This window comes from Bacillus sp. SG20033, from assembly GCF_044570195.1.
Lineage (GTDB): Bacteria > Bacillota > Bacilli > Bacillales > Bacillaceae > Bacillus > Bacillus subtilis.
In genome coordinates, this window is the sequence record NZ_CP172606.1 from 417,777 (window position 1) to 442,847 (window position 25,071).

Sequence of the window (25,071 nt, forward strand, 5' to 3'; positions counted from 1 at the left end):
ACCTCCTTATTTGGCCACGTAGCGGTCAAGACGCCGTTCGATGACATGCTGGACGAGTGAGAGCAGGAAGCAGATAATCCAATAAATAAAGGCTGCTTCAATATAGATCACTAAAATTTGATCAAGATTCCGCGCGCCGATTTCCTGGGCTTTTCTGAACAGCTCAGCGACCAGAATTTGAGAGGCGAGGGATGTATCTTTAATCAGGCTGATAAAGGTATTGGATAATGGCGGGATCGACACACGAAACGCCTGCGGCAAAATGACGCGGAACAGCGTTTTTTGATGTGTCATGCCAATTGTGTAGCCGGCTTCCCATTGCCCTTTCGGCACGGATAAAATAGATGCCCGAATGATTTCAGATGCATAGGCGCCGACGTTTAAAGAAAAGGCGATAACTGCGCTTGGAAATGGATCTAATGTGACGTTAAAGGCCGGGAACAGATAGAAAATGATGAACAATTGAACGAGAAGAGGAGTGCCGCGTATTGCGGATACGTATACGCTGAACACCCATCTCAAAGGTCTCACTTTCGACATTCTGGCAAGCGCCGTAATCAGCGCCAGGATCATTCCGAATATAAAGGAAAGAATCGTAAGGGGAATCGTATAGTAGATTCCCCCTGAAAGTATCGGCCAGAATGACTGCTGCACCAGATCCCACGGGATCGCCGTGCCAAGCGTCAATGCCGGCAGATTATTTAGAAACATCTTCGCCGAACCATTTTTTAGAAATTTTAGAAAGAGTCCCGTCCTCTTTCATTTCTTTTAATGCTTTGTTGACTTGATCAACAACCTCGCCGCTTCCTTTACGGAACGTGAAATATGTTGACTGAGGATCACCTGTTTCAAACGCGATTTTCACGTTTTTATTGCCAGATGTTTTTAAGTAGTTCAATACGGCAAGCTTATCGTTGTATGTCATATCGACACGGCCTTGCTGGATCATTTGAAGGGCCTGCGCCATGCCTTCAACGCCTTCTACTTTAGCGCCGGCATTTGTAGCTAATTTGTTGTAGTTGCTTGTCAGTGATTGAGCTGATGTTTTTCCTTTTACATCTGCTTCAGACTTAATATCGTTGTTGTCTTTTTTCGTTACGACAACGGCTCTTGATGTTGTGTATTTATCTGAGAAATCATATTGATTTTCACGATCTGTTTTTCCGACTTGGTTGGCAACAACGTCAAACCGTTTGGAATTCAGGCCGGCAAACATACTGTCCCACTGTGTTTCCTTAAAGTCGACTTTAAGCCCGAGGCGTTTTGCGACTTCTGTGATAACTTCGACATCATAGCCAGTCAGTTTATCAGTGTCTTTGTCGTGGTAAGTGAACGGCTCATATGTTCCTTCCGTTCCGACTGTGAGCACACCTTTTTTCTTAATTGAAGCCCAAAGATCGCCATCTTTGGCATTATCTTTTGACTGATTGTCATTTCCTGCTCCGCAAGCTGCAAGAGCTGCAATACTTACGACCATGAATAAAGCCAATAATGCTTTTTTCATCTTATTCCCCACTTTTCTGGTTGATTTTATTGAAATAAAAAAATAGCTTACAAATCTAAAGGATAACTTTTTTTTAGTATGAGTCAAGTAATTGGTTTTCATAAGGCAAAATCTTTTAAAATAAATCCAAAAATTGCTGTGCCGGTTTAGGCAAATAACTGTCCGTTCTCCACATGACAGCCGGTGTCATAATGAAGGGATTATTTTCGATATGGACGGTGTGAACGTGATTTCTCATATGAACGGGAATCATTGTGACGGGCAAAATAGACGCGCCGAATCCGGATGACACGAGGCTGAGCAAAGTTGCAGAGTCGTGGCATTCACAAACAATGCGCGGCTCCAGGTTCAAACGATGAAATTCATTCATGACCTGATTATAGACGCCTTTTCCGTTGACAGGCCGCAGCAGGATCAGCGGAAATGAAGGAATGTCCTCCATCTTAATGGTGTCTCCGCACGGATATCCGGCTTCATCTGAAAGCACGAGCACACATGGAATGTCATCAAGCTGTTTGAATTGTACTGTGTCACTTTTGATCAGTGTTGTCGTGACCGCCGCATCGATTTGCCGGCTTTCCAGCAGTTCCAACAGTGTCGCGGGTTCATTTTCCCAAATATTAAAGGTGAGATGGGGGTATCTCTCTTTGATCTGTGTTACTTTTTCAAGCATCAGAGCCGCGCAATAAATCGTTGATCCCACGGCAAGTGTGCCGGCTACTTCCTCCTTCAGCTCCTGTACCTCAATGACTGCATCTTCAAACCTATGCAGAATCTCTTTTGCTCTTTTTAGAAAAACAGCTCCTTCATATGTAAGAGTCATTTGTTTTTTCTTATTCCGGTCAAACAGGACAACACCAAGTTCGTCCTCCAGCTGTTTGAGCTGCCTGCTTAAAGGCGGCTGCGCCATGTGAAGCTTTTTGGCTGCGGACGTGATTTTCTGTTCTTGGGCAATGGTAATGAAGTATCGAAGCTGGCGAATATCCAAAAGAAAGCGCCTCCTTATCATATCTTTTAGGTATTAAATATAGATTTAATAGATATTTTTCATATGGATATATCAGGAGTATGATTGAAATGAAAGCAGAATTCAAGCGTAAAGGAGGGGGCAAAGTGAAACTCGTTGTCGGAATGACAGGGGCAACAGGGGCCATTTTCGGGGTCAGGCTGCTGCAGTGGCTGAAGGCCGCCGGAGTGGAAACCCATCTCGTTGTGTCTCCTTGGGCAAACGTCACGGTCAAACACGAAACAGGCTATACCTTACAAGAAGTAGAACAACTGGCCACATACACTTACTCACATAAGGATCAGGCGGCAGCCATTTCAAGCGGGTCGTTTGATACCGATGGAATGATCGTTGCGCCGTGCAGCATGAAATCTCTCGCAAGCATTCGCACCGGAATGGCGGATAATCTGCTGACACGTGCGGCGGATGTCATGCTCAAGGAGAGAAAAAAACTCGTCCTCTTAACGAGAGAGACGCCTTTGAACCAAATACATCTCGAAAATATGCTAGCGCTTACGAAAATGGGCACCATCATTCTTCCTCCGATGCCGGCATTTTATAATCAGCCGAGCAGCTTAGAGGAAATGGTTGACCATATTGTATTCAGAACGTTGGACCAATTCGGCATTCGGCTTCCTGAAGCGAAGCGCTGGAATGGGATTGAAAAACAAAAAGGAGGAGCTTGATCATGGCTTATCAAGATTTCAGAGAATTTCTCGCTGCCCTTGAAAAAGAAGGACAGCTGCTTACAGTGAATGAAGAGGTAAAGCCGGAACCGGATTTAGGGGCCGCCGCACGGGCAGCCAGCAATCTTGGCGATAAAAGCCCCGCGCTCTTATTTAACAACATTTACGGCTATCATAACGCACGAATTGCGATGAATGTCATCGGCTCTTGGCCAAACCATGCCATGATGCTGGGCATGCCGAAAGACACACCGGTAAAAGAACAGTTTTTTGAATTCGCAAAGCGTTATGACCAATTTCCGATGCCGGTCAAACGTGAGGAAACAGCGCCATTTCATGAAAATGAAATCAAAGAAGATATCAATTTGTTCGATATACTGCCTCTTTTCAGAATAAACCAAGGAGACGGAGGCTACTATCTAGACAAAGCGTGTGTTATTTCCCGTGATCTTGAGGACCCTGACAACTTCGGCAAACAAAATGTCGGCATTTACAGAATGCAGGTCAAAGGAAAAGACCGTCTCGGCATTCAGCCTGTCCCGCAGCACGATATTGCAATCCATCTGCGCCAAGCTGAAGAACGCGGCATCAATCTTCCGGTCACTATTGCGCTCGGCTGTGAGCCGGTCATTACAACGGCGGCATCGACTCCGCTTCTCTATGATCAATCAGAATACGAAATGGCAGGTGCGATTCAAGGCGAACCATATCGCATCGTCAAATCAAAGCTGTCTGATCTTGATGTTCCGTGGGGCGCTGAAGTGGTGCTTGAAGGTGAGATTATTGCCGGAGAGCGCGAATATGAAGGGCCGTTCGGTGAATTCACAGGCCATTATTCCGGCGGACGCAGCATGCCGATTATCAAAATTAAACGCGTCTATCACAGAAACAATCCGATCTTTGAACATTTATACTTAGGCATGCCTTGGACAGAATGCGATTACATGATCGGCATTAACACATGCGTGCCGCTTTATCAGCAGTTAAAAGAAGCGTATCCGAACGAAATTGTGGCAGTGAACGCCATGTACACACACGGTTTAATCGCGATTGTTTCCACAAAAACCCGCTATGGCGGATTTGCGAAAGCGGTCGGCATGCGCGCACTCACAACGCCGCACGGACTCGGCTACTGCAAAATGGTCATTGTCGTTGATGAGGATGTCGATCCATTCAACCTTCCGCAGGTCATGTGGGCGCTTTCGACCAAAATGCATCCGAAACACGATGCGGTCATCATTCCGGACTTATCTGTCCTGCCGCTTGATCCGGGATCCAATCCATCAGGAATCACTCACAAAATGATTCTCGACGCCACTACACCGGTTGCGCCGGAAACAAGAGGCCATTATTCACAGCCGCTTGATTCTCCGCTAACAACGAAAGAATGGGAACAAAAACTAATGGACTTAATGAATAAATAAGGAAAGGATGTTCGAAATGCATACATGTCCTCGATGCGACTCAAAAAAGGGAGAAGTCATGAGCAAATCGCCTGTAGAAGGCGCATGGGAAGTTTATCAGTGCCAAACATGCTTTTTTACATGGAGATCCTGTGAACCGGAAAGCATTACAAATCCCGAAAAATACAATCCAGCGTTTAAAATTGATCCAAAGGAAACAGAAACAGCAATTGAAGTTCCGGCGGTGCCGGAACGAAAGGCTTGATCCGCGTGAACTGTATGTCAGACCGTCTCTTTGAGCTGCTTGACGGGAGCTGCCTGAATGAGAAGCAGCATGAGGCCTTCGTTCTGCAAACAGTATCAGAGGATGGCTGGCCGCATGCCGCTATGATCAGTGCAGGTGAAATCATCGCGCTGAGCCGAACTGATATCCGAATCGCTCTGTGGAAAAACACAATGACTTCGGCCAACATCCTTCGCACAGGAAAAGCACAGTTCACGGCGTGGTGGAAGGGAGCGGCCTATTATGTAAAGCTTGAATGCGCGCCTTTACCGCCTTTGAAAGATGCCGAATATGAAAGAGACCGTTTTTCCTGCCGCATCGTTTCAGTGAAGGAGGACGTTGCGAAATACGCTGATTTGACTTCAGGTGTCCGTATACAGCTTCACAGCGCTGAAGAGGTGCTGAGCAGATGGGAAAAGACCCTGGAAGATTTAAAGCGGTAATATCGATAGCCTGACGCCATGCGTCAGGCTTTTTTTATATAATGAAAACAAAGGGGGCGTGAGAAATGGAACGTGCGGGGATCTGTCACTCGGACGGCTTTGATTTAGCTTATCGAATTGAGGGCGAGGGCGCACCCATCCTTGTGATCGGGAGTGCGGTTTACTATCCGCGCCTTTTTTCCTCAGATATCAAACAGAAATATCAATGGGTCTTTATCGACCATAGGGGATTTGCTAAGCCTAAGCGGGAGCTTCGTGCGGAGGATTCGAGGCTTGATGCCGTCTTGGCTGATATCGAAAGGATGAGAACATTTCTTCAGCTTGAGGATGTTACTATCCTGGGACATTCCGGGCACGCTTTTATGGCTTTAGAGTATGCCAGGACATATCCCAAACAAGTTCGGAAGGTGGCGCTCTTCAATACTGCGCCTGATAACAGTGAAGAAAGACAGCGAAAAAGCGAATCATTTTTCATGGAAACAGCCAGCCTTGAGAGAAAGAAACGCTTTGAAAAAGACATCGCGAATTTGCAGCAGGACATCGACAAAGATCCTGAAAGGCGCTTTGTGCACATGTGTATTCGCGCTGAAGCGAAAAGCTTTTATCAAGAGCGGCCGCATGCAGCTGCCTTATGGGATGGCGTATTCACGAATATGCCGATCATTGATGAATTATGGGGCAATACATTTGCCCGGATTGATCTTCTTCAGCGGTTAGCTGATGTTCGTATGCCGGTGTATATCGGATTAGGGAGATATGATTATTTGGTTGCGCCCGTTTCGCTATGGGATGCTGTTGACGATTTATATCCCCATGTGGATAAGGTTATTTTTGAAAAGAGCGGCCATCAGCCGATGCTGGAAGAACCGGAAGCCTTTGATCAAAGCTTCAGGAAATGGCTGGATCAATAAAAAAACAGCCCGCAGATCAAAATCCGCGGGCTGTTTCTGATTATAAGACCCCTTTCATCGCGCGTTTGATCATCGGCGAGAGCAGCAGGAGAATGCCGCCAAGAACGATAGAAATCAAACCGATGGTGCCGAAGTACATTGTTTCAGGAATTTTATCAAACAATCCGGCTACTTGGGCATTGATCGCTTGGGCTGCTGCGTTCGTCAGAAACCACATACTCATTGTCTGTGCAGAGAAGGCAGCTGGTGCCAGTTTCGTTGTCACGGATAAACCGACTGGAGACAGGCACAGCTCTCCAAGCACGACAAGCAGGAAGCTGAGAACGAGCCAAAGCGGGCTTACGAGTGCTTCTTTTCCTTGCATAGCAGGGAATACCATAATGATAAATGACAATCCGGCCAAAATAATTCCGATTGAGAATTTAACTGGTGTAGACGGCTGGCGTTTGCCAAGCTTCATCCAGAGCCATGCGAATATTGGTGCAAAAATGACGACAAACAATGGATTTAATGATTGGAACCATGATGACTGAAGTTCGAATCCGCCCAATGAAAGTCTTATGCGTTCATCAGCGTATACCGCAAGAATGGTCGCTCCCTGTTCCTGAATGGCCCAGAACATGACAGCACCGATAAACAAAGGAATGTAAGCGGCAAGACGGGATTTTTCTGTGCTGTCCGCTTTTTTGCTTGTAAACATGATGATGAAATAAATGACAGGAATCAAAATACCTAGAATACTTACAAGGTCGATAAAACGATTGATCGTCAGCGCGCCTGTTTGTACAGAGATAATCACTGCGATCGCCACGATGATAACACCGATTCCGGTGCCAATCGCAGATTTTTTAGACAGCGGATTCGGCACATTGGAACCTGCAAGCCCGAGGTTTTTCTTTCTTGTCAAAGCAAAAACGATAAGTCCGAGAAGCATTCCGACCGCGGCAGCTCCGAAGCCGAGATGATAGTTGTACTTCTGTCCGAGTGTTCCGACAATTAACGGCGCAAGTAAACCACCGAGGTTAATCCCCATGTAGAAAATACTGAAACCTGAGTCGCGGCGCGGGTCTTCTTTCGTGTAAAGATCCCCAACCACGCTTGAAACGTTTGGTTTTAATAAGCCTGTTCCGACAATAATAAGCACCATGCTGATATAGAATGCGATCGCGCTGCCCGGATAGGCGAGTGCAATGTGGCCGAACATAATGAATATGCCGCCGTAAAACACGGTGTTTGCGGTACCGAATACCCGGTCAGCGAGCCATCCGCCAATAATGGTGGACATGTATACGAGTGATCCGTAAATCGACATAATGGCAACCGCAGTGCCCTTGTCAAAGCCGAGCCCTCCGTTTACCGTCTCTGTATACAAATAGTAAAGTAAGATTGCTCTCATTCCATAGTAAGAGAAACGCTCCCAAAATTCGGTGAAAAATAGTGTAAATAGTCCTCGCGGGTGACCAAAGAACCCTTTTTGCGGGACGCTTTTAATGATACTTTCGTTATCAATCGAAGCCATGTCAGCCAAACCCTTTCTAAAAAAAGTGTATTATAAAAATCATATTCTTATATAATACTTGTGTCAATATAATTTATACTCATTTCAAATAGTTCCATAATGGAAAAATTATAAATACCTAAAAATAGTGATTTTCTCCTAATTTTTATACTCTTTATCGTGAGATTTTCTTACACAACTATTCCTTTATATTTTTTTAATAAAATTTTAGAGAAATGTACAAGCAGATCGGGCCTTTGTGAGTAACATGATAGTAATCATAGAGAAGGAGGCTCGCAATTGGCTGAATTCATATTAAATGCAGCGGATTTCGGTGTTCCTGGAGATGGTAAAACGGATTCGACAGAACGGATTAATCAGTGCCTTAGTACAGCTGTTTCGAAAGGCTATCATACTGTCTGGTTTCCAAAGGGAACATATTTAATAGACGCAACGCTTGGCGGAGATCTTAATCAGAGGTTTCGAAACGCGGGGATCATTGTTCCCGGCAACCTTGAGATTATGATGGACCCCGAATGTATCATGAAAGTGATACCAAATAGTTCGTGGGGTTATTCCGCATTTTATGTAGGCAAGCAAGAGAATATAACCATTTCCGGGGGACAAATTATCGGCGAACGGGATGAGCATACGTATGCCTCGGCAGGGATAAGGTCAACCCATGAATGGGGCTTTGGCATATGTATTGAAGGATGCTCGAATGTTGTCATTGATGATGTGAAAATTTCCGATTTTACCGGCGATGGGATCATAGTCAGCCCAAGGGGATTAAAGACCAATCAAGATTATCGAACGTCAGAGCAAATTATCATCCGCCGCTGTGAGGTTCGGCGGTCAAGGAGAAATAACATTTCCATTACCGGATGTGACATGGTCACGGTGGAGGAATGCTTGATTGAAGATGCCGGAACGGGGAATGGAACAGCGCCGAAATTCGGAATTGACATTGAAGGATATGGCGAAGGTGATGTTGATTATGAGGAACCGATTAATGTATCAATTCGCAATAACCACTTTGTTGGAAACGTTTCAAGTTCTGTGACCAATTTTAACGGGTATGGCATTTTAATAGAAGGAAATCACTCAGACAATACAATCAGCTACGGATATGGGACGCAAACAGTGATCAAGGGAAATATACTGAGGCGCCCTGAAGACGCGGCGGCTGCGCCAAGAGTCGGGATAACCGGACTCGGTGTATCACAAGGAAAAGAGACCAGTGATGCAGTGATCGCTGGCAACCTCATTACCGGATTTTCAACAGGAATTGATGTCAGGGGAAAGAGCGTTCTTGTGACGAACAACAAAATCAGCAACTTTGAAAACACAGGGATATTGGTTTATCAGTCCTCCGACGTAAAGGTAGACGGAAACCAAATTCAAAACGGACTGTCTGAATCAAGGCGCAGCATCGGTCTTCGCGCAGTGCTGTCAGATGACACCGCTTTTCTGAATAACTGTCTCATTCAAGTCGTTGACGGTGTGAGCGTTTCGGGCGGAAACATGATCATTAAAGATAATCTCCTGAGAAAATTCAGCCGAGGCATTTGGATTGCTCAAGGGAACGCGGTGATTGAAGGGAATACACTGAATCCTGGCGCGTTTGAAGCAGTGCCGGAATCATATTCTGTTTCCGTTACAAACAATGCCGGCGCTATCATCAAAAACAATACATTTAAAGAGTTTAAAAATTACCCCATTTACTGCTCCACAAGTGCAAAAACCTCAATTATCGGCAACCACTTAGAGAGATCTCCGCTTTTGGTCACCATCTATATCAGCGCCGGTGTGCATGAGATTTTTGATAATACCATTTCAGTCAACAGAACAGCCGGGAATCCGATTGTGATTTATCTCAATGGCTCTGCAGGCTCTATCATCTCAGGAAACACCATCAATAACCTCTCCGCGGGCACTGCGACAGCTATTCAAACAAACACGTCAACCAATTCCAAAATCATCGGCAACCGCATTTTTAAAGGGACTATCAACAAACACAGCAGTGATGCAATAGACGGCAATATTATCGTCTGAAAAAAGCGCCCCCTCTAGGGGTTCTTTTTTTTCGATTTATAGATCACGTACATTTCTCTCACAAGTACTAACACAAAAAATAAAAGCACGACCCATTCCGCAAATGTTGTCATCTTAAAGCTGGACATATTGTTATAAATGGCTTTTGTTAAACTGAACCCTTGAAGCATGTCCATCAATACAGAAATAGCTAATAAACAAATTAATATAACTCCTGTCACGCCCAATATCTTCATGCTTCATCATCCTCCGCTTTTAGTGTCTATCGTTGGCGGAGAAGTTATACCGCATCTAAACCTAATGCATAATCTCAATTTTAAAAGGAAGAATATGAGAAAACGACAAGGAAAGGTATTTGTGTATGCCTTTATTTTCTAAGCGAAAGAACAATACAAGTTCGAAAGACAAGCGCAATACAGAAGAAAAGAATCAGGAACAGAAGCAAGAAAAAGAAAGGCCGGTTCTCATTTCTCCAAGTTTGGCAAAGAATATAGCGGAAACGAAAAAGGAAGTCGGAAGCAGCTTTGACGTCATCATTCGCGAGATTAAAATCGGGGAGCAGGATCATGTCCACCTGGCTGTTATCTATATTGCTGGGCTGGTCGATAATAACACGATCCATGAGTCGTTAATTGACCCATTGGTACAGGATGAGTCTATCCAGAATACTCATGCGATCCAGCAAATTCTTGAAAAAACGCTCCCGCTGGGCGGGGTGAAAGCGGAAAAGAGCTGGGACAAGCTTTTTTCCGAGTTAATGCTCGGCAATGCTCTCATTTTTGCTGATGGCTATGATGAAGCGCTGATTTGCAGCACTCAAGGGGGAGAGCAGCGCTCCATCCAAGAGCCGAGCACCCAGGTGTCATTCCGCGGCCCGCGCCAAGGGTTTACAGAATCTCTGCAAACCAATATTTCCATGATTCGGCGATACATTAAAAATCCGAATTTATGGGTTGAAAAAATGAAAAAAGGTTCTGTTACGAATACGGATATCGCTCTCATGTACATTCAAGGAATATGTGATGAAAAGGTGCTGAAGGAAGTGAAACAGCGCCTGGAAAAAATAGATATTGACAGTATTTTGGAATCTGGATATATTGAGCAGCTGATTGAAGATGAAACCTTTACGACGTTTCCGACTATGTATCATACAGAACGCCCTGATGTTGTAGCGGGTAATCTGTTAGAAGGAAGATTCGCAATTATTGTGGACGGAACACCGTTTGTGCTTATTGCCCCGGCCTTATTTGTCCAGTTTTTTCAGTCTGTTGAGGATTATTATTCGCGTTTTGACATTGCGACAAGCATAAGAATTCTTCGTGTTTTAGTCTTTTTCATTTCGCTTGTGGCACCAGCTGTATACGTGGCAGCCACGACGTTTCATCAAGAAATGATACCGACTCAGCTGTTAGTGGTCATTGCGGCCCAGCGGGAAATTGTCCCGTTTCCGGCTGTTGTGGAGGCGCTGACGATGGAGGTTGCTTTTGAGATTCTGAGGGAAGCGGGAGTCAGGCTGCCCCGGGTTGTCGGCTCGGCAGTGTCAATCGTAGGCGCGCTCGTAATCGGCCAGGCTGCCGTACAAGCTGGTATCGTCTCTCCGGCAATGGTCATTATCGTGGCACTCACCGCGATTGCGAGCTTCGCAACACCGGCGTTTGCAATGGCGATTTCAGCCCGGCTTATTCGGTTTATCTTTATTATTGCCTCAGCTGTTATGGGTTTTTACGGGCTGATTTTAGGGATCATTATGATGTTTGTCCACTTATGCAGTCTTCGTTCATTCGGCGTTCCATATATGTCACCGCTTGCACCCTTTTCTTCTCAAGGCGTAAAGGACGCGCTTTTCCGGGTTCCGTGGTGGGCCGATGAAAAAAGGCCGGAATCGGTCAGTAAGGAAGATAAGGTGCGGCAGGGGCAAGATCAACGCCCAGAGCCGGCCGCTTCACGAGGAATGGTGAACAAAGATTTGGAAGAAGGGGATCAGAATGGTACGTAAATGTCTATTAGCCGTTCTCATGCTTTTGAGCGTCATTGTACTGCCCGGCTGCTGGGATAAGCGGGAGCTGACGGATCTTGCGATTATCTCGGCGATTGGCATCGATCGGACAAACGACAGCAACTACGTGCTGCATCTTCAAATTATCAATCCAGGAAATGTTGCCGGCGGCCTTCAGGGAGGCGGTGCTGGAGACAGGCCGCCTGTATCTGTCTATTCAATTGAAGGTAACAATATAACGGAAGCACTCAGAAAAGCCTCCATGAAGGTATCGCGGCGGCTTTATTTTGCCCATACCAATCTAGTCGTGATCAATGAAAAGCTGGCAAAAGAAGAAGGTTTGGATTTTGTATTAGATAATCTTGACCGGGACACAGAATTCAGGACAACAGCAACATTCGTCGTTGCCCATAAAACAAAAGCAGAAAATATTGTGAAAATCCTGACGCCAATTGATAAAATTCCATCAAATAAAGTCAATAAAACCCTGGATTTCACGGAGGCGCAATACGGGCGGGTGGTCAAAACCAATATTCAGGACGTTTTGAAAACACTTGCCGCCAACACTATGGCACCGGTTATCCCCGGATATATGATGATTGGTGACGATAAAAAAGGAGTCAGCATGGAAAACACGCAGGCGACTGACCCGAAAGCCATTCTTCAGGCAGATGGTTTGGCGGTTTTTGATAAGGCAGGGTATTTAAAGTATTGGCTGGAAGATGATGAAAGCGTGGGGGCAGTCTGGCTTATGAATAAGATCCAGCATACGTTTATTAATGCTGACTGGGGCAAGACGAAGGATGCGGTCAGCTTGCAGGTTACCCATCAAGATACAAAGCTGGTACCGAAAATGCGGAACGGACGTCCGTACATCCATGTGAAAGTGTCGGTTGAAGGTATTATAGATGCTGTCAAATACCCTTTCCAATTGTCTGATCCCAAGGTGCTGGCCGCTATTGAAAAAGCGCTCAACAAAGAGCTGGAAAGGGAAATCAGCCAAACTGTGAAAAAGATTAAGAAGAATAAAATAGATTTTATCGGTTTTGGTGACACGATATATAGAAAGTATCCGAAGCAGTGGGAGAAAATGAAGGACACATGGGACAAAGAGTATTTGCCTGAACTGCCCATCGATGTGAAGGCCGAGACGTATATCAGAAGGACGGGATTGCGAAACAATCCGATCAAACACCAGTTTAAAGATGATTAGGTCTGAAGAAAGGGGAAGTGACAGATGGAAAAAGCCAGAATAAGCATAAGGCAGCTGTTTGTCATGATTATCATTTTTGAACTGGGCAGCTCCTTATTGATTACACCGGGATCAATGGCGGGCAGGGATGCTTGGATAGCAGTTTTATTAGGCTGTACGATCGGACTGTTTCTTTTCTATTTGTATCAAGGCATTTATCAATGTTATCCGAATTCTTCTCCGAAAGAATATATGGATGATATGCTGGGAACCAAGCTGAGCTGGCTGTTTTCATTTCTCTATATCTTGTACTTTGCCTATATTGCCGCAAGGGTGCTGCGTGACTTTGGAGAAATGTTGCTGACGTTTGCTTATCATGATACACCTATCATTATTGTAAATGCTTTATTAATGGTAGTAAGCATATATGCCGTAAGAAAAGGAATTGAAGTGCTCGCACGCGCGGCCGAACTTCTTTTCGGGGCCATGTATTTACTGGGCGCGATCGGCCTCGTGCTGATTATTGTCTCAGGCACTATAGACCCGCACAATTTAAAGCCGGTTTTGGCAAACGGCATTTCTCCTATTCTTCACTCTGTTTTCACACAGACCATGTACGTCCCATTTGGTGAAGTTGTTTTATTTGTGATGATTTTCCCTAACCTGAATGACAGAAAAGATGTGAAAAAAATGGGGATGATCGCCATGGCTATTAGCGGATTGATTGTGGCGCTCACCGTGGCGATTAATATCAGCGTGCTTGATGTTGATCTTACACTCAGATCCCAGTTTCCGCTTTTAAGCACGATCCAGACAATCAAGGTCGAAGAATTTTTAGACCGGCTCGATGTCTTTTTTATGCTGGCGCTGATCATCGGCGGCTTCTTTAAGGTCAGCCTCTACTTATATGCCACTGTGGTTGGGACATCTACGCTCTTTAAGGAAAAGAACCCCTCTCAATTGGCTTATCCGATGGGATTGGGCATCTTAATCCTTTCTATAACGATCGCGACTAACTTTTCGGAGCACTTGAATGAAGGCCTGAATGTGGTGCCGCTGTATATTCATTTGCCTTTTCAATTATTGTTTCCGCTCTTTCTGTTTATTGTGGCTGTTTGGAAAAAGAAACGAAGAGAGAAGTCAAAAGGGGCGGAAGCAAAAAAATGATAAAAAGAGCGGGGGGATGCAGCCGCCGCTCTTTTTATGTTCACTTCTATATAAAAGGGGGATATAGGGTGCGCCCCTGTCTGCACTGGCAGAGGCGCGTTTTGTTATACGACTGCGACGTTTTCCTTCACAGTAAAACTTCCTCTTGAAAGTCTGATATTGATGTCTGACACTTTTGCAATTTGTTCATCGTGCGTCACCATAATGACGCATTTATCTTCCTTGTGCGCCAGATCCTGAAAGAGCCGTACGATCTCTTTTGATGTGTCCTCATCAAGGTTTCCGGTCGGTTCATCGGCTACGATAAGATCCGTGTCACAGCAGAAAGCCCTTGTAATTGATACCCGCTGCTGCTGTCCGCCGCTCAGTGTGAGCACTTTTTGCCGGGCTTGTTTTTCGTTGATGCCAACCTTCTGCAGCATGTCAAGCGCATATGATTCTTTGTTCTTTTCTTTAGAACCTGTGATTTCCATAGCGGTTGTGACGTTCTGCAAAGCCGTCATATACGGGAGTAGGTTGTACGCCTGAAAGACGATTGATACATATTGATTTCTGAAATTGGTTAAGCCGATTTTAGAAACCGCTTTTCCGTCGTAAAGGATGTTTCCTTCTTTTGGTGCGTCAAGTCCGCCTGCCAGAGACAGGAAAGTGGTTTTCCCCGTCCCTGATGTGCCGACGATTGTGTAGAATTTGCCTTTTTGAAAGCTGATGTTAATATCCTGAAACAATGGCTGGCTTTTGTCTTTATACCAGTAGCCGACTTGCTGAAATTCTAATAAGCTCATAGGTTCCGCCTCTTTCTATTCCTGTTTTGTCAATATCGTTTTCGGATGAAGCCGCAGTACTGAAATTGACGGCAGCAATGTTGCAATGATTGCGATAAGGATGCCGATCCCGCCAAGAATAAGCATGTCGTTCATAGAAACCGCGACGTTCAGTGAATCGATAACGTCCACGTTTGATGAACTGTGGCCGAACATTCCGCCGCCCATGCCGCCACCGCCGCCAGGCATTTGTCCGCTTGCGGTTTGCGTTGAATCGGTTGATGAACTGATCTGCTGGGATAAAAGCTGATTTCCAAGCTGATTCGCGACGAGATTTCCCGTCACAGATGCAAGGCCGATAGCGATAACGGCCACAATCAGAATCTCAGTCAAGAACTGTCCAATCAATTTCCATCGTTTTTCACCGATGGCCATTAACACGCCCATTTCGTATTTGCGCTCCCTGATTGACATCATGACAATCAGGCCAAGAATGACGGCGCCTGCCACTGATACAAGATACACCACGTTTTTAGAGAAAGAAGCTACATTTTCAATCGGTCCGACCATTTGCTGGTAAAGCTGATCGTTTGTATTCAGTGTGTACGTATCGAAGTCAATTGATGTTTTCTTCGCTGCTTTTACGAAAGCATCCATATTTTTCGCGTCGTCCATATAGTAAACAGCTGAGTCAATCGTATTTTTATAGTCGTCGCCTTTCAGCGCCGCTGTTGCTGTGTAAGGCGTATAAAGCTTGTTATAAGGGTTTAAGAAAGAGAAATTTTGGGCTTGGTCATCTCCTGAAGATGTTGTTTTATAAATACCGACGATCTTCAGTTTTACTGTTGTATCCTCATCCGTTGCTGATTCAATTGTGATCGAATCGCCAACGCTCAAATCATTTTCTTCCGCTAAAGTTTCGTTGATCACTGTTACTTTTTTGCCGACATCTGATTTTGTAATCGCGCGTCCGTCTGTGATTTTTGAATCTCCGTCAGAGAAATCATCGACTAACGCTGTGCTGATGACACCTTCAATAGAAAGATCAGCTTGCACCATTTGCGGTCCGCCTTGTCCGCCGCCTTGGCTGTTTTTAGCGTTTGAGCTTGAACTGCTGGAGCTGGAATCACTTGAACTAGAGCTTTCAATCGCATCAAAGTTTCCCGCGTTGGCTGAAGCTGATGTGGTGTAATTGTAGCTCTTCACATGATCAAGCGCTGCAAGCTTATTCGCATCAGACACTTTGATCGGTGTGGATTCGAAGCTGCGCTTTTCACCGCTGTCCTGCTGTTTTTCCATTTGCTTTTGGCGGTCAACCTGAAGTGTCACGCTTCCGCCGAGTTCCTGTCTGGCCAGTTCGCTTGATTTTTGTGCTGCCGACTGGATGGTAAGGTCTGATAGAACAAAGACACATATGACTGTAAACACAAATAATTGCAATAACGTTTTTCCCTTTTTAGCCTTCATATTCCAAAAGGCCCGTTTGATAAAGTTCATTTATGTTCCTCCGTATAGGTACTTTGATTGATAAGGCCGCCTCTGGGGCGGGCTTGCTTGTTGATAAATTAATAGTAGTCCAAAGGTATGAAAAAAATATGAACAATCTATTTCTAGTTGATGAAATAAAAACTAACAATTGTGAAACGCAAAACCTTCTGTTTAAAATGGTGCTATTATATAAAAAAGCATCAAAACAATCGGAGGATATAATGAAAATATTAATGATAGAAGATAATGTTAGTGTATGTACGATGACGGAGATGTTCTTTTTTAAAGAAGGTTTTGAAGCGGAATTCGTTCATGACGGGTTAGAAGGGTACCAGCGTTTTACGGAAGAAAATTGGGATCTGATCATTTTGGATATCATGCTTCCATCTATGGACGGCGTGACCATCTGCAGAAAAATAAGAGAGACAAGCACGGTGCCGATTATCATGCTGACTGCCAAAGACACTGAATCAGATCAGGTCATTGGCTTTGAGATGGGGGCGGACGATTATGTCACAAAGCCGTTCAGCCCGCTGACATTGGTTGCCCGCATCAAAGCCGTCATCAGAAGATATAAGGCGACAGGCAAAGCGGTTATTGATGAAGATATGATCGAAACGGAATGCTTTACCATTAATAAGAAGACGAGAGAAGTATTATTAAACGGAGAGCCTGTAGAAAATCTCACGCCGAAGGAATTCGATCTGCTTTATTACCTTGTCCAAAATCCGCGGCAGGTGTTCTCAAGAGAACAGCTGCTTGAGCAGGTATGGGGCTATCAATTTTATGGAGATGAGCGAACGGTTGACGTTCATATCAAACGGCTGCGGAAAAAGCTTGCCAGCGAAGACAAGCCTTTCTTGTATACTGTGTGGGGAGTAGGGTATAAATTTGATGAAGATTAAATATTTATATCAGCTGCTGCTAAGCCATATCAGCATTTTGATTTTAGCGTTTGTCATTATCATTTCTCTGTTTTCCCACTTTGTGAAAGAATTTGCCTATCAAAACAAAGTAGAGGAATTGACGTCATATGCGGTGCAGATCGCAAATGAATTCCAAGCCGGCCAGGTGGACATGCGCAGGCTCTATCCTTATCAGGACATTTTAAGCACAAGAAAGACGCAATTTATCATCTTTAATGAAGAGCAGCAGCCTTATTTTCTTCCTGAAGGCTTTCATCACCCACCAAGGGAACAGCTGAAGAAATCAGAATGGAATAAGCTGAAAAAAGGGCAGACTGTCATGATCAGGGCAGATGGCCGTTTTGATGATGAAGTGTCCCTTGTGGCGCAGCCTATATTTGTTCAGAACGAATTTAAAGGCGCCGTTCTGCTGATTTCTCCGATCAGCGGTGTTGAACAGATGGTCAATCAGGTCAACCTCTATATGTTTTACGCTGTGATCAGCACGCTTGTGATTACGATTCTTGTGAGCTGGCTTCTGTCCAAATTCCATGTCAAGCGGATTCAAAAGCTGAGAGAAGCGACAGATAAAGTGGCTTCCGGCGATTATGACATCCATTTGGAAAACAGCTACGGGGACGAAATCGGCGTACTGGCGTCTGACTTTAATATCATGGCGAAAAAACTAAAGCAGTCAAGGGATGAAATCAATCGCCTTGAGAAGCGGAGAAGGCAGTTTATCGCTGACGTGTCACATGAATTAAAAACACCGCTGACGACGATCAACGGTTTGGTTGAAGGGCTGAACAGCCATACGATTCCTGAGGATAAGAAGGATAAATGCTTCTCGCTGATCAGTGAGGAAACGAAGCGCATGCTGCGGCTTGTAAAAGAAAATCTGGATTATGAAAAAATCAGATCCCAGCAAATTACCTTGAACAAGCTAAACGTTCCTCTGATCGAGGTGTTTGAAATCGTGAAAGAGCACTTGCAGCAGCAGGCGGAAGAAAAACAAAACAAGCTGATGATCCAGGTAGAGGATCACGTCATCGTACATGCCGATTATGACCGGTTCATTCAAATTCTCGTCAACATTACGAAAAACAGCATCCAATTTACGAAAAACGGTGACATTTGGCTGCGCGGAATGGAAGGTTATAAAGAGACGATTATTGAAATTGAAGACACGGGTATCGGCATTCCGAAAGAGGATATTGAGCATATTTGGGAGCGATTCTATAAAGCAGATATTTCAAGAACGAACACGGCATACGGTGAATACGGACTCGGTCTCTCGATCGTCAAGCAGCTTGTTGAAATGCACCAGGGCACAGTAGAAATCAAGAGTGAAGAAGGGAAAGGCACAAAGTTCATCATCCGCCTTCCTTTAACGGCAAAACAGCAATAGCATACAGGGCGGCGCATCAACTGATGCAGCCGCCTTTTTTGCACACCGCTTCGGTTTATTGCGTGCTCCCGAAAACAAAGATTGCGTGTTTTTCGGGTTGGGACGGCCTATAAACATGATAAAATATGACATAAACAGTTTTTGATGGGAGAGGGTGAAGGAATGAAGAGTGGGGTAATTCCTTCTTCAGCGGTCGGTCAAAAAATTAACGAGTGGTACAGATATATCCGGACATTCAGCGTGCCGGATGCCGAAGTGTTAAAAGCTGAAATCCAGCAGGAACTGAAACACATGCAGCATGATTCCAACTTGCTGCTTTATTATTCACTAATGGAATTCCGGCACCAGCTTATGCTGGATTATCTTGAGCCGTTAGAGAAATTAAATATCGAAGACCAGCCAAGCCTGTCTGAATTATCAAGAAACATTGACAGCAACCAGGCAGATCTCAAAGGGCTGCTCGACTATTACGTGAATTTTTTTCGCGGGATGTATGAGTTTGATAAGCGGGAATTTATTTCTGCCATTACATACTATAAACAGGCGGAGAAAAAGCTCTCCTTTGTCGCAGACCATATTGAACGGGCTGAATTCTATTTTAAAATCGCGGAAGCTTATTATTATATGAAGCAAACGTATTTTTCATTGATTAATATAAAAAACGCCTATGAAATTTACGTGGAGCAGGAAACCTATAATGTGAGAATCATTCAATGCCATTTCGTGTTCGGGGTCAACCTGATGGATGAAAGAAATTTCGAACAAGCCGCACGCCATTTCAAATTGGCGCTCAATATGGCCCAAGCGGAACAAAAAGCCCAGCTGGTCGGAAGAGCATACTACAATCTCGGATTATGCTATTACAATCAAGACCTTCTAGGCCCTGCCATTGATTACTTTGAAAAAGCGGTCTCCACGTTTGAAAGCAGCAGGATCGTCAATTCTCTCCCGCAAGCCTATTTTTTAATCACCCTGATTTATTATAAACAGGGAAAACATGATAAAGCTTCGGAATATCACAAGCGGGGCTATGAATATGCTAAAGAAACAGACGATGCAGACTATGCCGTAAAATTCGAGTTTTTGCAATCCCTATATCAGGATCAGCCCAATGAAGAAGGAATCGAACGATGTTTCCAATACTTAAAAAATAAAAATATGTACGCTGATATAGAGGATTTAGCCCTAGAAGTAGCAAAATATTACTATGAACAGAAATGGTTTAAACTGTCTGCTTCCTACTTTCTACAAGTTGAAGAGGCAAGAAAACAAATACAAAGGAGTGAAGGTTTGTATGAAATTGAAATCTAAGTTGTTTGTTATTTGTTTGGCCGCAGCCGCGATTTTTACAGCGGCTGGCGTTTCTGCTAATGCGGAAGCACTCGACTTTCATGTGACAGAAAGAGGAATGACGTAAGAACAAGCCCCTTCTCATTTGCGAGAAGGGGTTTTTCTTTTCAAAAACACCGCAAGACATAGTCTTGCGGTGCCGCCTTCATGGAGATTACGTTTATTTAGTAGCCTCCTACAAATGCAGTTCCCACAATGATCAAGAGGATAAATAACACAACAATCAAAGCGAAAGAAGTTCCGTAACCTGACATTTTGTGCACCTCCTTGCGAGATTGCTTCAGCAAATGCTGCAAAACTGTGGCGGACAGGGTTCCGCAGAGACGGTCAGCAGCTTAGAAGCCGCCAACAAACGCAGTCCCTACGATAATTAATAGAATAAACAATACAACGATTAAAGCGAAAGAACTGATGCCGCCGTAACCGCCGCCGTTAGAGTATCCTGACATAAGGTTTCACCTCCCTATGAAGGATACTATAAGATATGCTGAACCGATCCATTTGGCAGGGATAATAGTGGACAAGAGAAAAAATGAACAATTCGGCTATATGAAGGTGATATAAAAAATAGCGGGCGCTGCCGCCCGCTATTTATGTACGATTAAGAGATCAGCACGCCCGCGAAAAATTCCTGGTATAACGCTTGAACGGCTTTTCTTTCTTCGGCTTCTTTTACGCCAAACATCATGCTCACTTCAGAAGACCCCTGATTGATCATTTCGATATTCACCTGTGCCTCTGATAATGCTTTGGCGGCTCTTGCCGTTGTACCGACATTGTGGCGCATCGCTTCCCCTACAACCATAATCAGGGCGAGATGATGCTCCACGATGACCTCATCGGCATGCAAATCCTCTTCGATCCGTTTGATGACGCTGCGTTCAGTGGCGGCATCTATTTGCCCCTGCCGTAAAATGATCGTCATGTCATCGATTCCCGATGGAACATGCTCATACGTCAAACCATGCTCCTCCAGGATTTGAAGGGCTCTGCGGCCAAAACCGATTTCTCTGTTCATGAGATATTTGCTGATATAAATGCTGCAAAAACCGGTGTCGCTGGCAATGCCGACGACAGGCCCGTTTGTGTTATCCCGCTTGCTGACGACGCGGGTGCCTTCGGCTGAGGGGTTGTTCGTATTTTTGATCTGAACAGGAATCCCCGCTCTGAATGCCGGAATGAGCGCTTCATCATGAAACACTGAAAAACCCGCGTAGGACAGCTCCCGCATCTCTCTATATGTCAGCTCGCTGATTTCCTTTGGATTCTCAACGAAGGACGGATTGACAGAATACACAGCGTCTACGTCTGTAAAGTTTTCGTACAAATCGGCTTGTAGTCCGTTGGCAAGAATCGAACCGGTAATATCAGAACCGCTCCGTGAGAATGTGATCACATCGCCATCCTTGCTGAATCCGAAAAAACCGGGAAAAATGATGAGTCCGTCACGTTCCCGAAGACGATAGAGGTTTTGATAGGATTCAGGAAGAACTTGTGCGTTGCCGGGTTCATTTGTCACAAAGAGGCCGGCATCCTTCGGGTTTACATATTCCGCTTTGACGCCTTTATAGCGGAAGTAAGCGGCGATCAGCTTGGCATTGTTATCCTCTCCGCTGGCCTTGACTGCGTCAAGGTATTGTTCGGGATTGCTTTTATCTCCTTCTAAAAGCGTAAACAGATCATCTCTGATTTTTTCGATAATGCCTTGCCCCAGCTGAAGCTCAGTGGCGATGAGAGCGTACCGTTCCACAACTGCTTCCGCCAGTTCAGGTGCGCTGCCTGTTGCCAAATATTGTTCTGCACATGCGATTAAGAGATCAGTCACTTTCGTATCCTCGGCATAGCGTTTTCCCGGAGCTGAAACGACTACAGCTTTCCGTGCCGGATCTGAGGTAACGATGTGAAACACCTTGTCAAGCTGGGCGCCTGAAGCAAGTGAGCTGCCTCCGAATTTAACGACCTTCATGTTTACATCTCCTAATGTTTAAAATTTTCACACAAATTTAGTATTTATTATCTCTCTTTCAGTACTGTAAATCAAGGGGGAATTTCTTTCTGAGGAGAACATTTGTATTTTTCACGAGGAATAATGTTAGGTTTGCTGACCGTATACCTGCGTTATAAAGATAAATATGGTAAACAGCCTAACGTTTTGGGATGGAAAATGGTTAGAATGATTAGTAAAATGGATAAATGACTAGGTTAATATTTTTAAAGAATATTGACTAACCCTAGAAAAATGGTAATATGTAAATGATAATGATAATCAATTACTATATGGCCATATTGTTTTGAGTCCTTGCGGAGTAGGAGATACGTTCTTTTTGCTGTAAGGATGTAAGGAGGCAGCATGAAGCTACGTTACTTATTTATTCTACTTATCATATTAGCAGTCACATCTGTATTTATCGGTGTAGAAGATCTGTCGCCGCTTGATCTCTTCGATTTAAGCAAACAAGAGGCGTCAACGCTGTTTGCAAGCCGTTTGCCGCGATTGATCAGCATTGTCATCGCGGGATTAAGCATGAGCATCTGCGGTTTGATTATGCAGCAGATCAGCAGAAATAAATTCGTGTCACCGACGACGGCGGGCACGATGGATTGGGCGAGGCTCGGCATTTTAATTTCCTTGCTGCTGTTTACATCCGCCAGTCCTTTAATCAAAATGCTGGTCGCGTTTGTCTTTGCCCTTGCAGGAAATTTTCTATTTATGAAAATCCTTGAAAGAATCAAGTTTAACGACACCATCTTTATTCCGCTTGTCGGTTTAATGCTCGGGAATATCGTCAGTTCAATCGCGACATTTATCGCATATAAATATGACTTGATCCAGAATGTGTCATCATGGCTGCAGGGAGACTTCTCTTTAGTCGTGAAAGGAAGATACGAGCTTCTTTATCTGAGTATTCCGCTCGTCATCATTGCCTATGTGTATGCGGATAAATTCACATTGGCCGGTATGGGTGAAAGCTTTTCTGTCAACCTCGGCCTCAAGTACAAACGGGTTGTGAACATCGGGCTCATTATCGTGTCCCTGATCACGTCTCTTGTCATTTTGACTGTCGGTATGCTGCCGTTTCTCGGTTTAATCATCCCGAATATTGTATCGATTTACAGAGGAGACAATCTGAAGAGCAGCCTGCCGCATACTGCGCTGTTGGGAGCGGTTTTTGTGCTGTTTTGCGATATACTGGGCAGAATCATTATCTTCCCTTATGAAATCTCGATTGGCCTGATGGTCGGAATCATCGGCAGCGGCATTTTCCTGTTTATGCTGTTAAGGAGAAAAGCCTATGCGTAACCAGATGAAAATAGCTTTGCTCGTTGTTTTAGCCATTGTATGTATAGGCTTGTTTTTGTTTTATGACTTAGGCAATTGGGATTACACCCTGCCGAGACGAATCAAAAAAGTCGCTGCCATTGTACTGACGGGGGGAGCGATTGCGTTTTCGACCATGATCTTTCAAACGATTACGAACAACCGCATCCTGACGCCGAGCATTTTGGGCCTTGATTCTCTCTACATGCTGATTCAGACTGGCATTATCTTTTTGTTCGGTTCTGCGAATATGGTCATCATGAATAAAAACATCAACTTTATCATCTCTGTTCTGCTGATGATACTGTTTTCTCTTGTTTTGTATCAGATCATGTTCAAGGGTGAGGGGAGAAATATCTTTTTCCTTCTGCTTATCGGAATCGTGTTTGGCACGCTGTTCAGCAGCCTGTCTTCCTTTATGCAGATGCTGATTGATCCGAACGAGTTCCAAGTTGTGCAGGACAAGATGTTTGCCAGCTTTAACAATATCAATACCGATTTGTTATGGCTCGCGTTCATCATCTTCCTGCTGACAGGCGTTTATGTCTGGCGTTTTACAAAATTTTTCGATGTGCTGTCGCTCGGACGCGAGCACGCCGTGAATTTGGGCATTGACTACGACAAAGTGGTGAAGCAGATGCTGATCGTGGTTGCGATTTTGGTTTCTGTTTCAACAGCGCTAGTCGGGCCGATTATGTTTTTAGGCCTTCTGGTCGTCAACCTGGCGAGAGAATTCCTGAAAACATATAAGCATTCATACTTAATCGCAGGCTCCGTTTTCATCAGCATCATTGCGCTGGTCGGAGGGCAGTTTGTGGTTGAGAAAGTGTTTACCTTCTCAACGACGCTGAGCGTCATTATTAATTTTGCCGGCGGGATTTATTTTATCTACTTGCTGTTAAAGGAGAATAAATCATGGTAGAGGTCAGAAATGTAAGCAAACAATATGGCGGGAAAGTTGTTCTTGAAGAGACGTCAGTCACGATTCAAAAGGGCAAAATCACCTCGTTTATCGGTCCTAACGGCGCCGGCAAAAGTACGCTGCTGTCTATCATGAGCCGCCTGATCAAAAAGGATTCCGGCGAGATTTACATAGACGGACAAGAGATTGGAGCATGTGACAGCAAAGAGCTTGCCAAGAAAATGAGCATTTTGAAGCAGGCGAACCAAATCAATATCAGGCTCACGATCAAAGACCTCGTCAGTTTTGGCAGGTTTCCGTACTCACAGGGCCGGCTGACAGAGGAAGACTGGGTTCATATCAACCAGGCGCTTAGCTATATGAAGCTGGAAGACATTCAAGACAAATACTTGGATCAGCTGAGCGGCGGACAGTGCCAAAGGGCATTTATCGCCATGGTCATTGCCCAGGACACAGATTATATCTTTCTGGATGAACCGCTGAACAATCTGGATATGAAACACTCAGTTGAAATTATGAAACTGCTGAAACGGCTGGTAGAGGAGCTTGGAAAAACGATCGTGATCGTCATTCACGATATCAATTTTGCTTCAGTCTATTCTGACTATATCGTCGCTTTGAAAAACGGCCGAATCGTTAAAGAAGGACCGCCTGAAGAAATGATAGAAACATCAGTGCTTGAGGAAATCTACGATATGACCATCCCGATTCAGACGATTGATAATCAAAGAATAGGTGTCTATTTTTCTTAATATATAGAAGAGGTGAAGA

The 25,071-nt window shown here is 44.6% G+C and carries 26 protein-coding genes; 16 read left to right on the plus strand and 10 right to left on the minus strand.

Annotated elements, in window-relative coordinates:
• Positions 1-6 precede the first annotated feature (6 nt).
• From tcyB to bsdA, 3 genes are all read right to left on the minus strand, one after another.
• Positions 7-711: a cystine ABC transporter permease TcyB gene (tcyB, locus tag ACFVP7_RS02125; protein WP_003234541.1), complete on the minus strand. Its 705-nt coding sequence runs from the start codon at positions 709-711 to the stop codon at positions 7-9.
• Positions 698-1,504, minus strand: a complete 807-nt coding sequence (gene tcyA, locus ACFVP7_RS02130) for a cystine ABC transporter substrate-binding lipoprotein TcyA (protein WP_114523693.1) — start codon at positions 1,502-1,504, stop codon at positions 698-700. Before tcyA ends, tcyB begins: the two co-directional genes overlap by 14 nt.
• 115 nt (positions 1,505-1,619) lie before the next feature.
• Positions 1,620-2,492, minus strand: coding sequence for a transcriptional regulator BsdA (gene bsdA, locus ACFVP7_RS02135; RefSeq protein ID WP_003234533.1), 873 nt, complete (start codon positions 2,490-2,492; stop codon positions 1,620-1,622).
• A gap of 89 nt (positions 2,493-2,581) precedes the next feature.
• On the opposite strand from bsdA, the gene ACFVP7_RS02140 reads away from it, so the two are divergent.
• The 5 genes from ACFVP7_RS02140 to ACFVP7_RS02160 all read left to right on the plus strand — a co-directional run bounded on the left by ACFVP7_RS02140 (position 2,582) and on the right by ACFVP7_RS02160 (position 6,236).
• Positions 2,582-3,196, plus strand: coding sequence for a non-oxidative hydroxyarylic acid decarboxylases subunit B (locus tag ACFVP7_RS02140; protein WP_396582946.1), 615 nt, complete (start codon positions 2,582-2,584; stop codon positions 3,194-3,196).
• 2 nt (positions 3,197-3,198) lie between these two features.
• Positions 3,199-4,620 carry a phenolic acid decarboxylase BsdC gene (gene bsdC, locus ACFVP7_RS02145; RefSeq protein WP_396582947.1) on the plus strand — a complete coding sequence of 474 codons (1,422 nt, stop codon included), beginning with the start codon at positions 3,199-3,201 and terminating at the stop codon, positions 4,618-4,620.
• A 16-nt stretch (positions 4,621-4,636) separates the two neighbouring features.
• Positions 4,637-4,864, plus strand: coding sequence for a phenolic acid decarboxylase subunit BsdD (gene bsdD, locus ACFVP7_RS02150; protein WP_010886405.1), 228 nt, complete (start codon positions 4,637-4,639; stop codon positions 4,862-4,864).
• Positions 4,861-5,325: a pyridoxamine 5'-phosphate oxidase family protein gene (locus tag ACFVP7_RS02155; RefSeq protein ID WP_021481766.1), complete on the plus strand. Its 465-nt coding sequence runs from the start codon at positions 4,861-4,863 to the stop codon at positions 5,323-5,325. The genes bsdD and ACFVP7_RS02155 overlap by 4 nt, the downstream gene beginning before the upstream one ends.
• 65 nt (positions 5,326-5,390) lie before the next feature.
• On the plus strand, positions 5,391-6,236 hold the full coding sequence (locus tag ACFVP7_RS02160) for an alpha/beta fold hydrolase (protein ID WP_396582948.1): 846 nt from the start codon (positions 5,391-5,393) through the stop codon (positions 6,234-6,236).
• A 40-nt stretch (positions 6,237-6,276) separates the two neighbouring features.
• Here ACFVP7_RS02160 and ACFVP7_RS02165 read toward each other — a convergent pair whose 3' ends face one another.
• Positions 6,277-7,755: a peptide MFS transporter gene (locus ACFVP7_RS02165; protein WP_396582949.1), complete on the minus strand. Its 1,479-nt coding sequence runs from the start codon at positions 7,753-7,755 to the stop codon at positions 6,277-6,279.
• A 279-nt stretch (positions 7,756-8,034) separates the two neighbouring features.
• On the opposite strand from ACFVP7_RS02165, the gene ACFVP7_RS02170 reads away from it, so the two are divergent.
• Entirely contained in the window at positions 8,035-9,789 is a 1,755-nt protein-coding gene (locus tag ACFVP7_RS02170) for a right-handed parallel beta-helix repeat-containing protein (RefSeq protein ID WP_101501864.1), read from the plus strand.
• A 14-nt stretch (positions 9,790-9,803) separates the two neighbouring features.
• Here the strand turns inward: ACFVP7_RS02170 and ACFVP7_RS02175 are convergent, their stop codons facing one another.
• Positions 9,804-10,025 (minus strand): hypothetical protein, encoded by a 222-nt coding sequence (locus ACFVP7_RS02175; protein WP_014475793.1) that lies wholly within the window; start codon positions 10,023-10,025, stop codon positions 9,804-9,806.
• A gap of 125 nt (positions 10,026-10,150) precedes the next feature.
• On the opposite strand from ACFVP7_RS02175, the gene gerKA reads away from it, so the two are divergent.
• From gerKA to gerKB, 3 genes are read left to right on the plus strand one after another with little or no spacing between them, the layout of a single operon-like run.
• Positions 10,151-11,785 (plus strand): spore germination protein GerKA, encoded by a 1,635-nt coding sequence (gene gerKA / locus ACFVP7_RS02180; protein WP_396582950.1) that lies wholly within the window; start codon positions 10,151-10,153, stop codon positions 11,783-11,785.
• Positions 11,775-12,998 carry a spore germination protein GerKC gene (gene gerKC, locus ACFVP7_RS02185; RefSeq protein ID WP_032726537.1) on the plus strand — a complete coding sequence of 408 codons (1,224 nt, stop codon included), beginning with the start codon at positions 11,775-11,777 and terminating at the stop codon, positions 12,996-12,998. Before gerKA ends, gerKC begins: the two co-directional genes overlap by 11 nt.
• Positions 12,999-13,022: 24 nt before the next feature.
• Positions 13,023-14,144, plus strand: a complete 1,122-nt coding sequence (gene gerKB, locus ACFVP7_RS02190; RefSeq protein WP_396582951.1) for a spore germination protein GerKB — start codon at positions 13,023-13,025, stop codon at positions 14,142-14,144.
• A 104-nt stretch (positions 14,145-14,248) separates the two neighbouring features.
• Here the strand turns inward: gerKB and ACFVP7_RS02195 are convergent, their stop codons facing one another.
• Together ACFVP7_RS02195 and ACFVP7_RS02200 are read right to left on the minus strand one after the other, a co-directional pair.
• On the minus strand, positions 14,249-14,929 hold the full coding sequence (locus tag ACFVP7_RS02195) for an ABC transporter ATP-binding protein (protein ID WP_014662766.1): 681 nt from the start codon (positions 14,927-14,929) through the stop codon (positions 14,249-14,251).
• 15 nt (positions 14,930-14,944) lie between these two features.
• On the minus strand, positions 14,945-16,405 hold the full coding sequence (locus tag ACFVP7_RS02200; RefSeq protein ID WP_396582952.1) for an ABC transporter permease: 1,461 nt from the start codon (positions 16,403-16,405) through the stop codon (positions 14,945-14,947).
• Positions 16,406-16,617: 212 nt separating this feature from the next.
• On the opposite strand from ACFVP7_RS02200, the gene yclJ reads away from it, so the two are divergent.
• The 4 genes from yclJ to phrC all read left to right on the plus strand — a co-directional run bounded on the left by yclJ (position 16,618) and on the right by phrC (position 20,126).
• Positions 16,618-17,301: a two-component system response regulator YclJ gene (gene yclJ, locus ACFVP7_RS02205; protein ID WP_003246532.1), complete on the plus strand. Its 684-nt coding sequence runs from the start codon at positions 16,618-16,620 to the stop codon at positions 17,299-17,301.
• Entirely contained in the window at positions 17,288-18,709 is a 1,422-nt protein-coding gene (yclK, locus tag ACFVP7_RS02210; protein WP_086343454.1) for a two-component system sensor histidine kinase YclK, read from the plus strand. The genes yclJ and yclK overlap by 14 nt, the downstream gene beginning before the upstream one ends.
• Before the next feature lie 162 nt (positions 18,710-18,871).
• Positions 18,872-20,020 carry a response regulator aspartate phosphatase RapC gene (gene rapC, locus ACFVP7_RS02215; RefSeq protein ID WP_024571686.1) on the plus strand — a complete coding sequence of 383 codons (1,149 nt, stop codon included), beginning with the start codon at positions 18,872-18,874 and terminating at the stop codon, positions 20,018-20,020.
• Positions 20,004-20,126, plus strand: coding sequence for a phosphatase RapC inhibitor PhrC (phrC, locus tag ACFVP7_RS02220; RefSeq protein WP_003224994.1), 123 nt, complete (start codon positions 20,004-20,006; stop codon positions 20,124-20,126). Before rapC ends, phrC begins: the two co-directional genes overlap by 17 nt.
• Positions 20,127-20,223: 97 nt before the next feature.
• Here phrC and ACFVP7_RS02225 read toward each other — a convergent pair whose 3' ends face one another.
• The 3 genes from ACFVP7_RS02225 to ACFVP7_RS02235 all read right to left on the minus strand — a co-directional run bounded on the left by ACFVP7_RS02225 (position 20,224) and on the right by ACFVP7_RS02235 (position 22,025).
• Positions 20,224-20,313, minus strand: a complete 90-nt coding sequence (locus ACFVP7_RS02225; RefSeq protein ID WP_015482794.1) for a YjcZ family sporulation protein — start codon at positions 20,311-20,313, stop codon at positions 20,224-20,226.
• Between the two features lie 81 nt (positions 20,314-20,394).
• On the minus strand, positions 20,395-20,508 hold the full coding sequence (locus tag ACFVP7_RS02230; protein ID WP_003234495.1) for a YjcZ family sporulation protein: 114 nt from the start codon (positions 20,506-20,508) through the stop codon (positions 20,395-20,397).
• A gap of 152 nt (positions 20,509-20,660) precedes the next feature.
• Positions 20,661-22,025: an aspartate kinase gene (locus ACFVP7_RS02235; RefSeq protein ID WP_396582953.1), complete on the minus strand. Its 1,365-nt coding sequence runs from the start codon at positions 22,023-22,025 to the stop codon at positions 20,661-20,663.
• A gap of 384 nt (positions 22,026-22,409) precedes the next feature.
• Between ACFVP7_RS02235 and yclN the strand changes: the two genes are divergently transcribed.
• The 3 genes from yclN to yclP are packed head-to-tail and all read left to right on the plus strand — an operon-like array spanning position 22,410 to position 25,052.
• On the plus strand, positions 22,410-23,360 hold the full coding sequence (yclN, locus tag ACFVP7_RS02240; RefSeq protein ID WP_014475804.1) for a petrobactin ABC transporter permease YclN: 951 nt from the start codon (positions 22,410-22,412) through the stop codon (positions 23,358-23,360).
• Positions 23,353-24,300, plus strand: a complete 948-nt coding sequence (gene yclO / locus ACFVP7_RS02245; protein ID WP_014475805.1) for a petrobactin ABC transporter permease YclO — start codon at positions 23,353-23,355, stop codon at positions 24,298-24,300. The genes yclN and yclO overlap by 8 nt, the downstream gene beginning before the upstream one ends.
• Entirely contained in the window at positions 24,294-25,052 is a 759-nt protein-coding gene (yclP, locus tag ACFVP7_RS02250; RefSeq protein ID WP_003234487.1) for a petrobactin ABC transporter ATP-binding protein YclP, read from the plus strand. The genes yclO and yclP overlap by 7 nt, the downstream gene beginning before the upstream one ends.
• Positions 25,053-25,071: the final 19 nt, after the last annotated feature.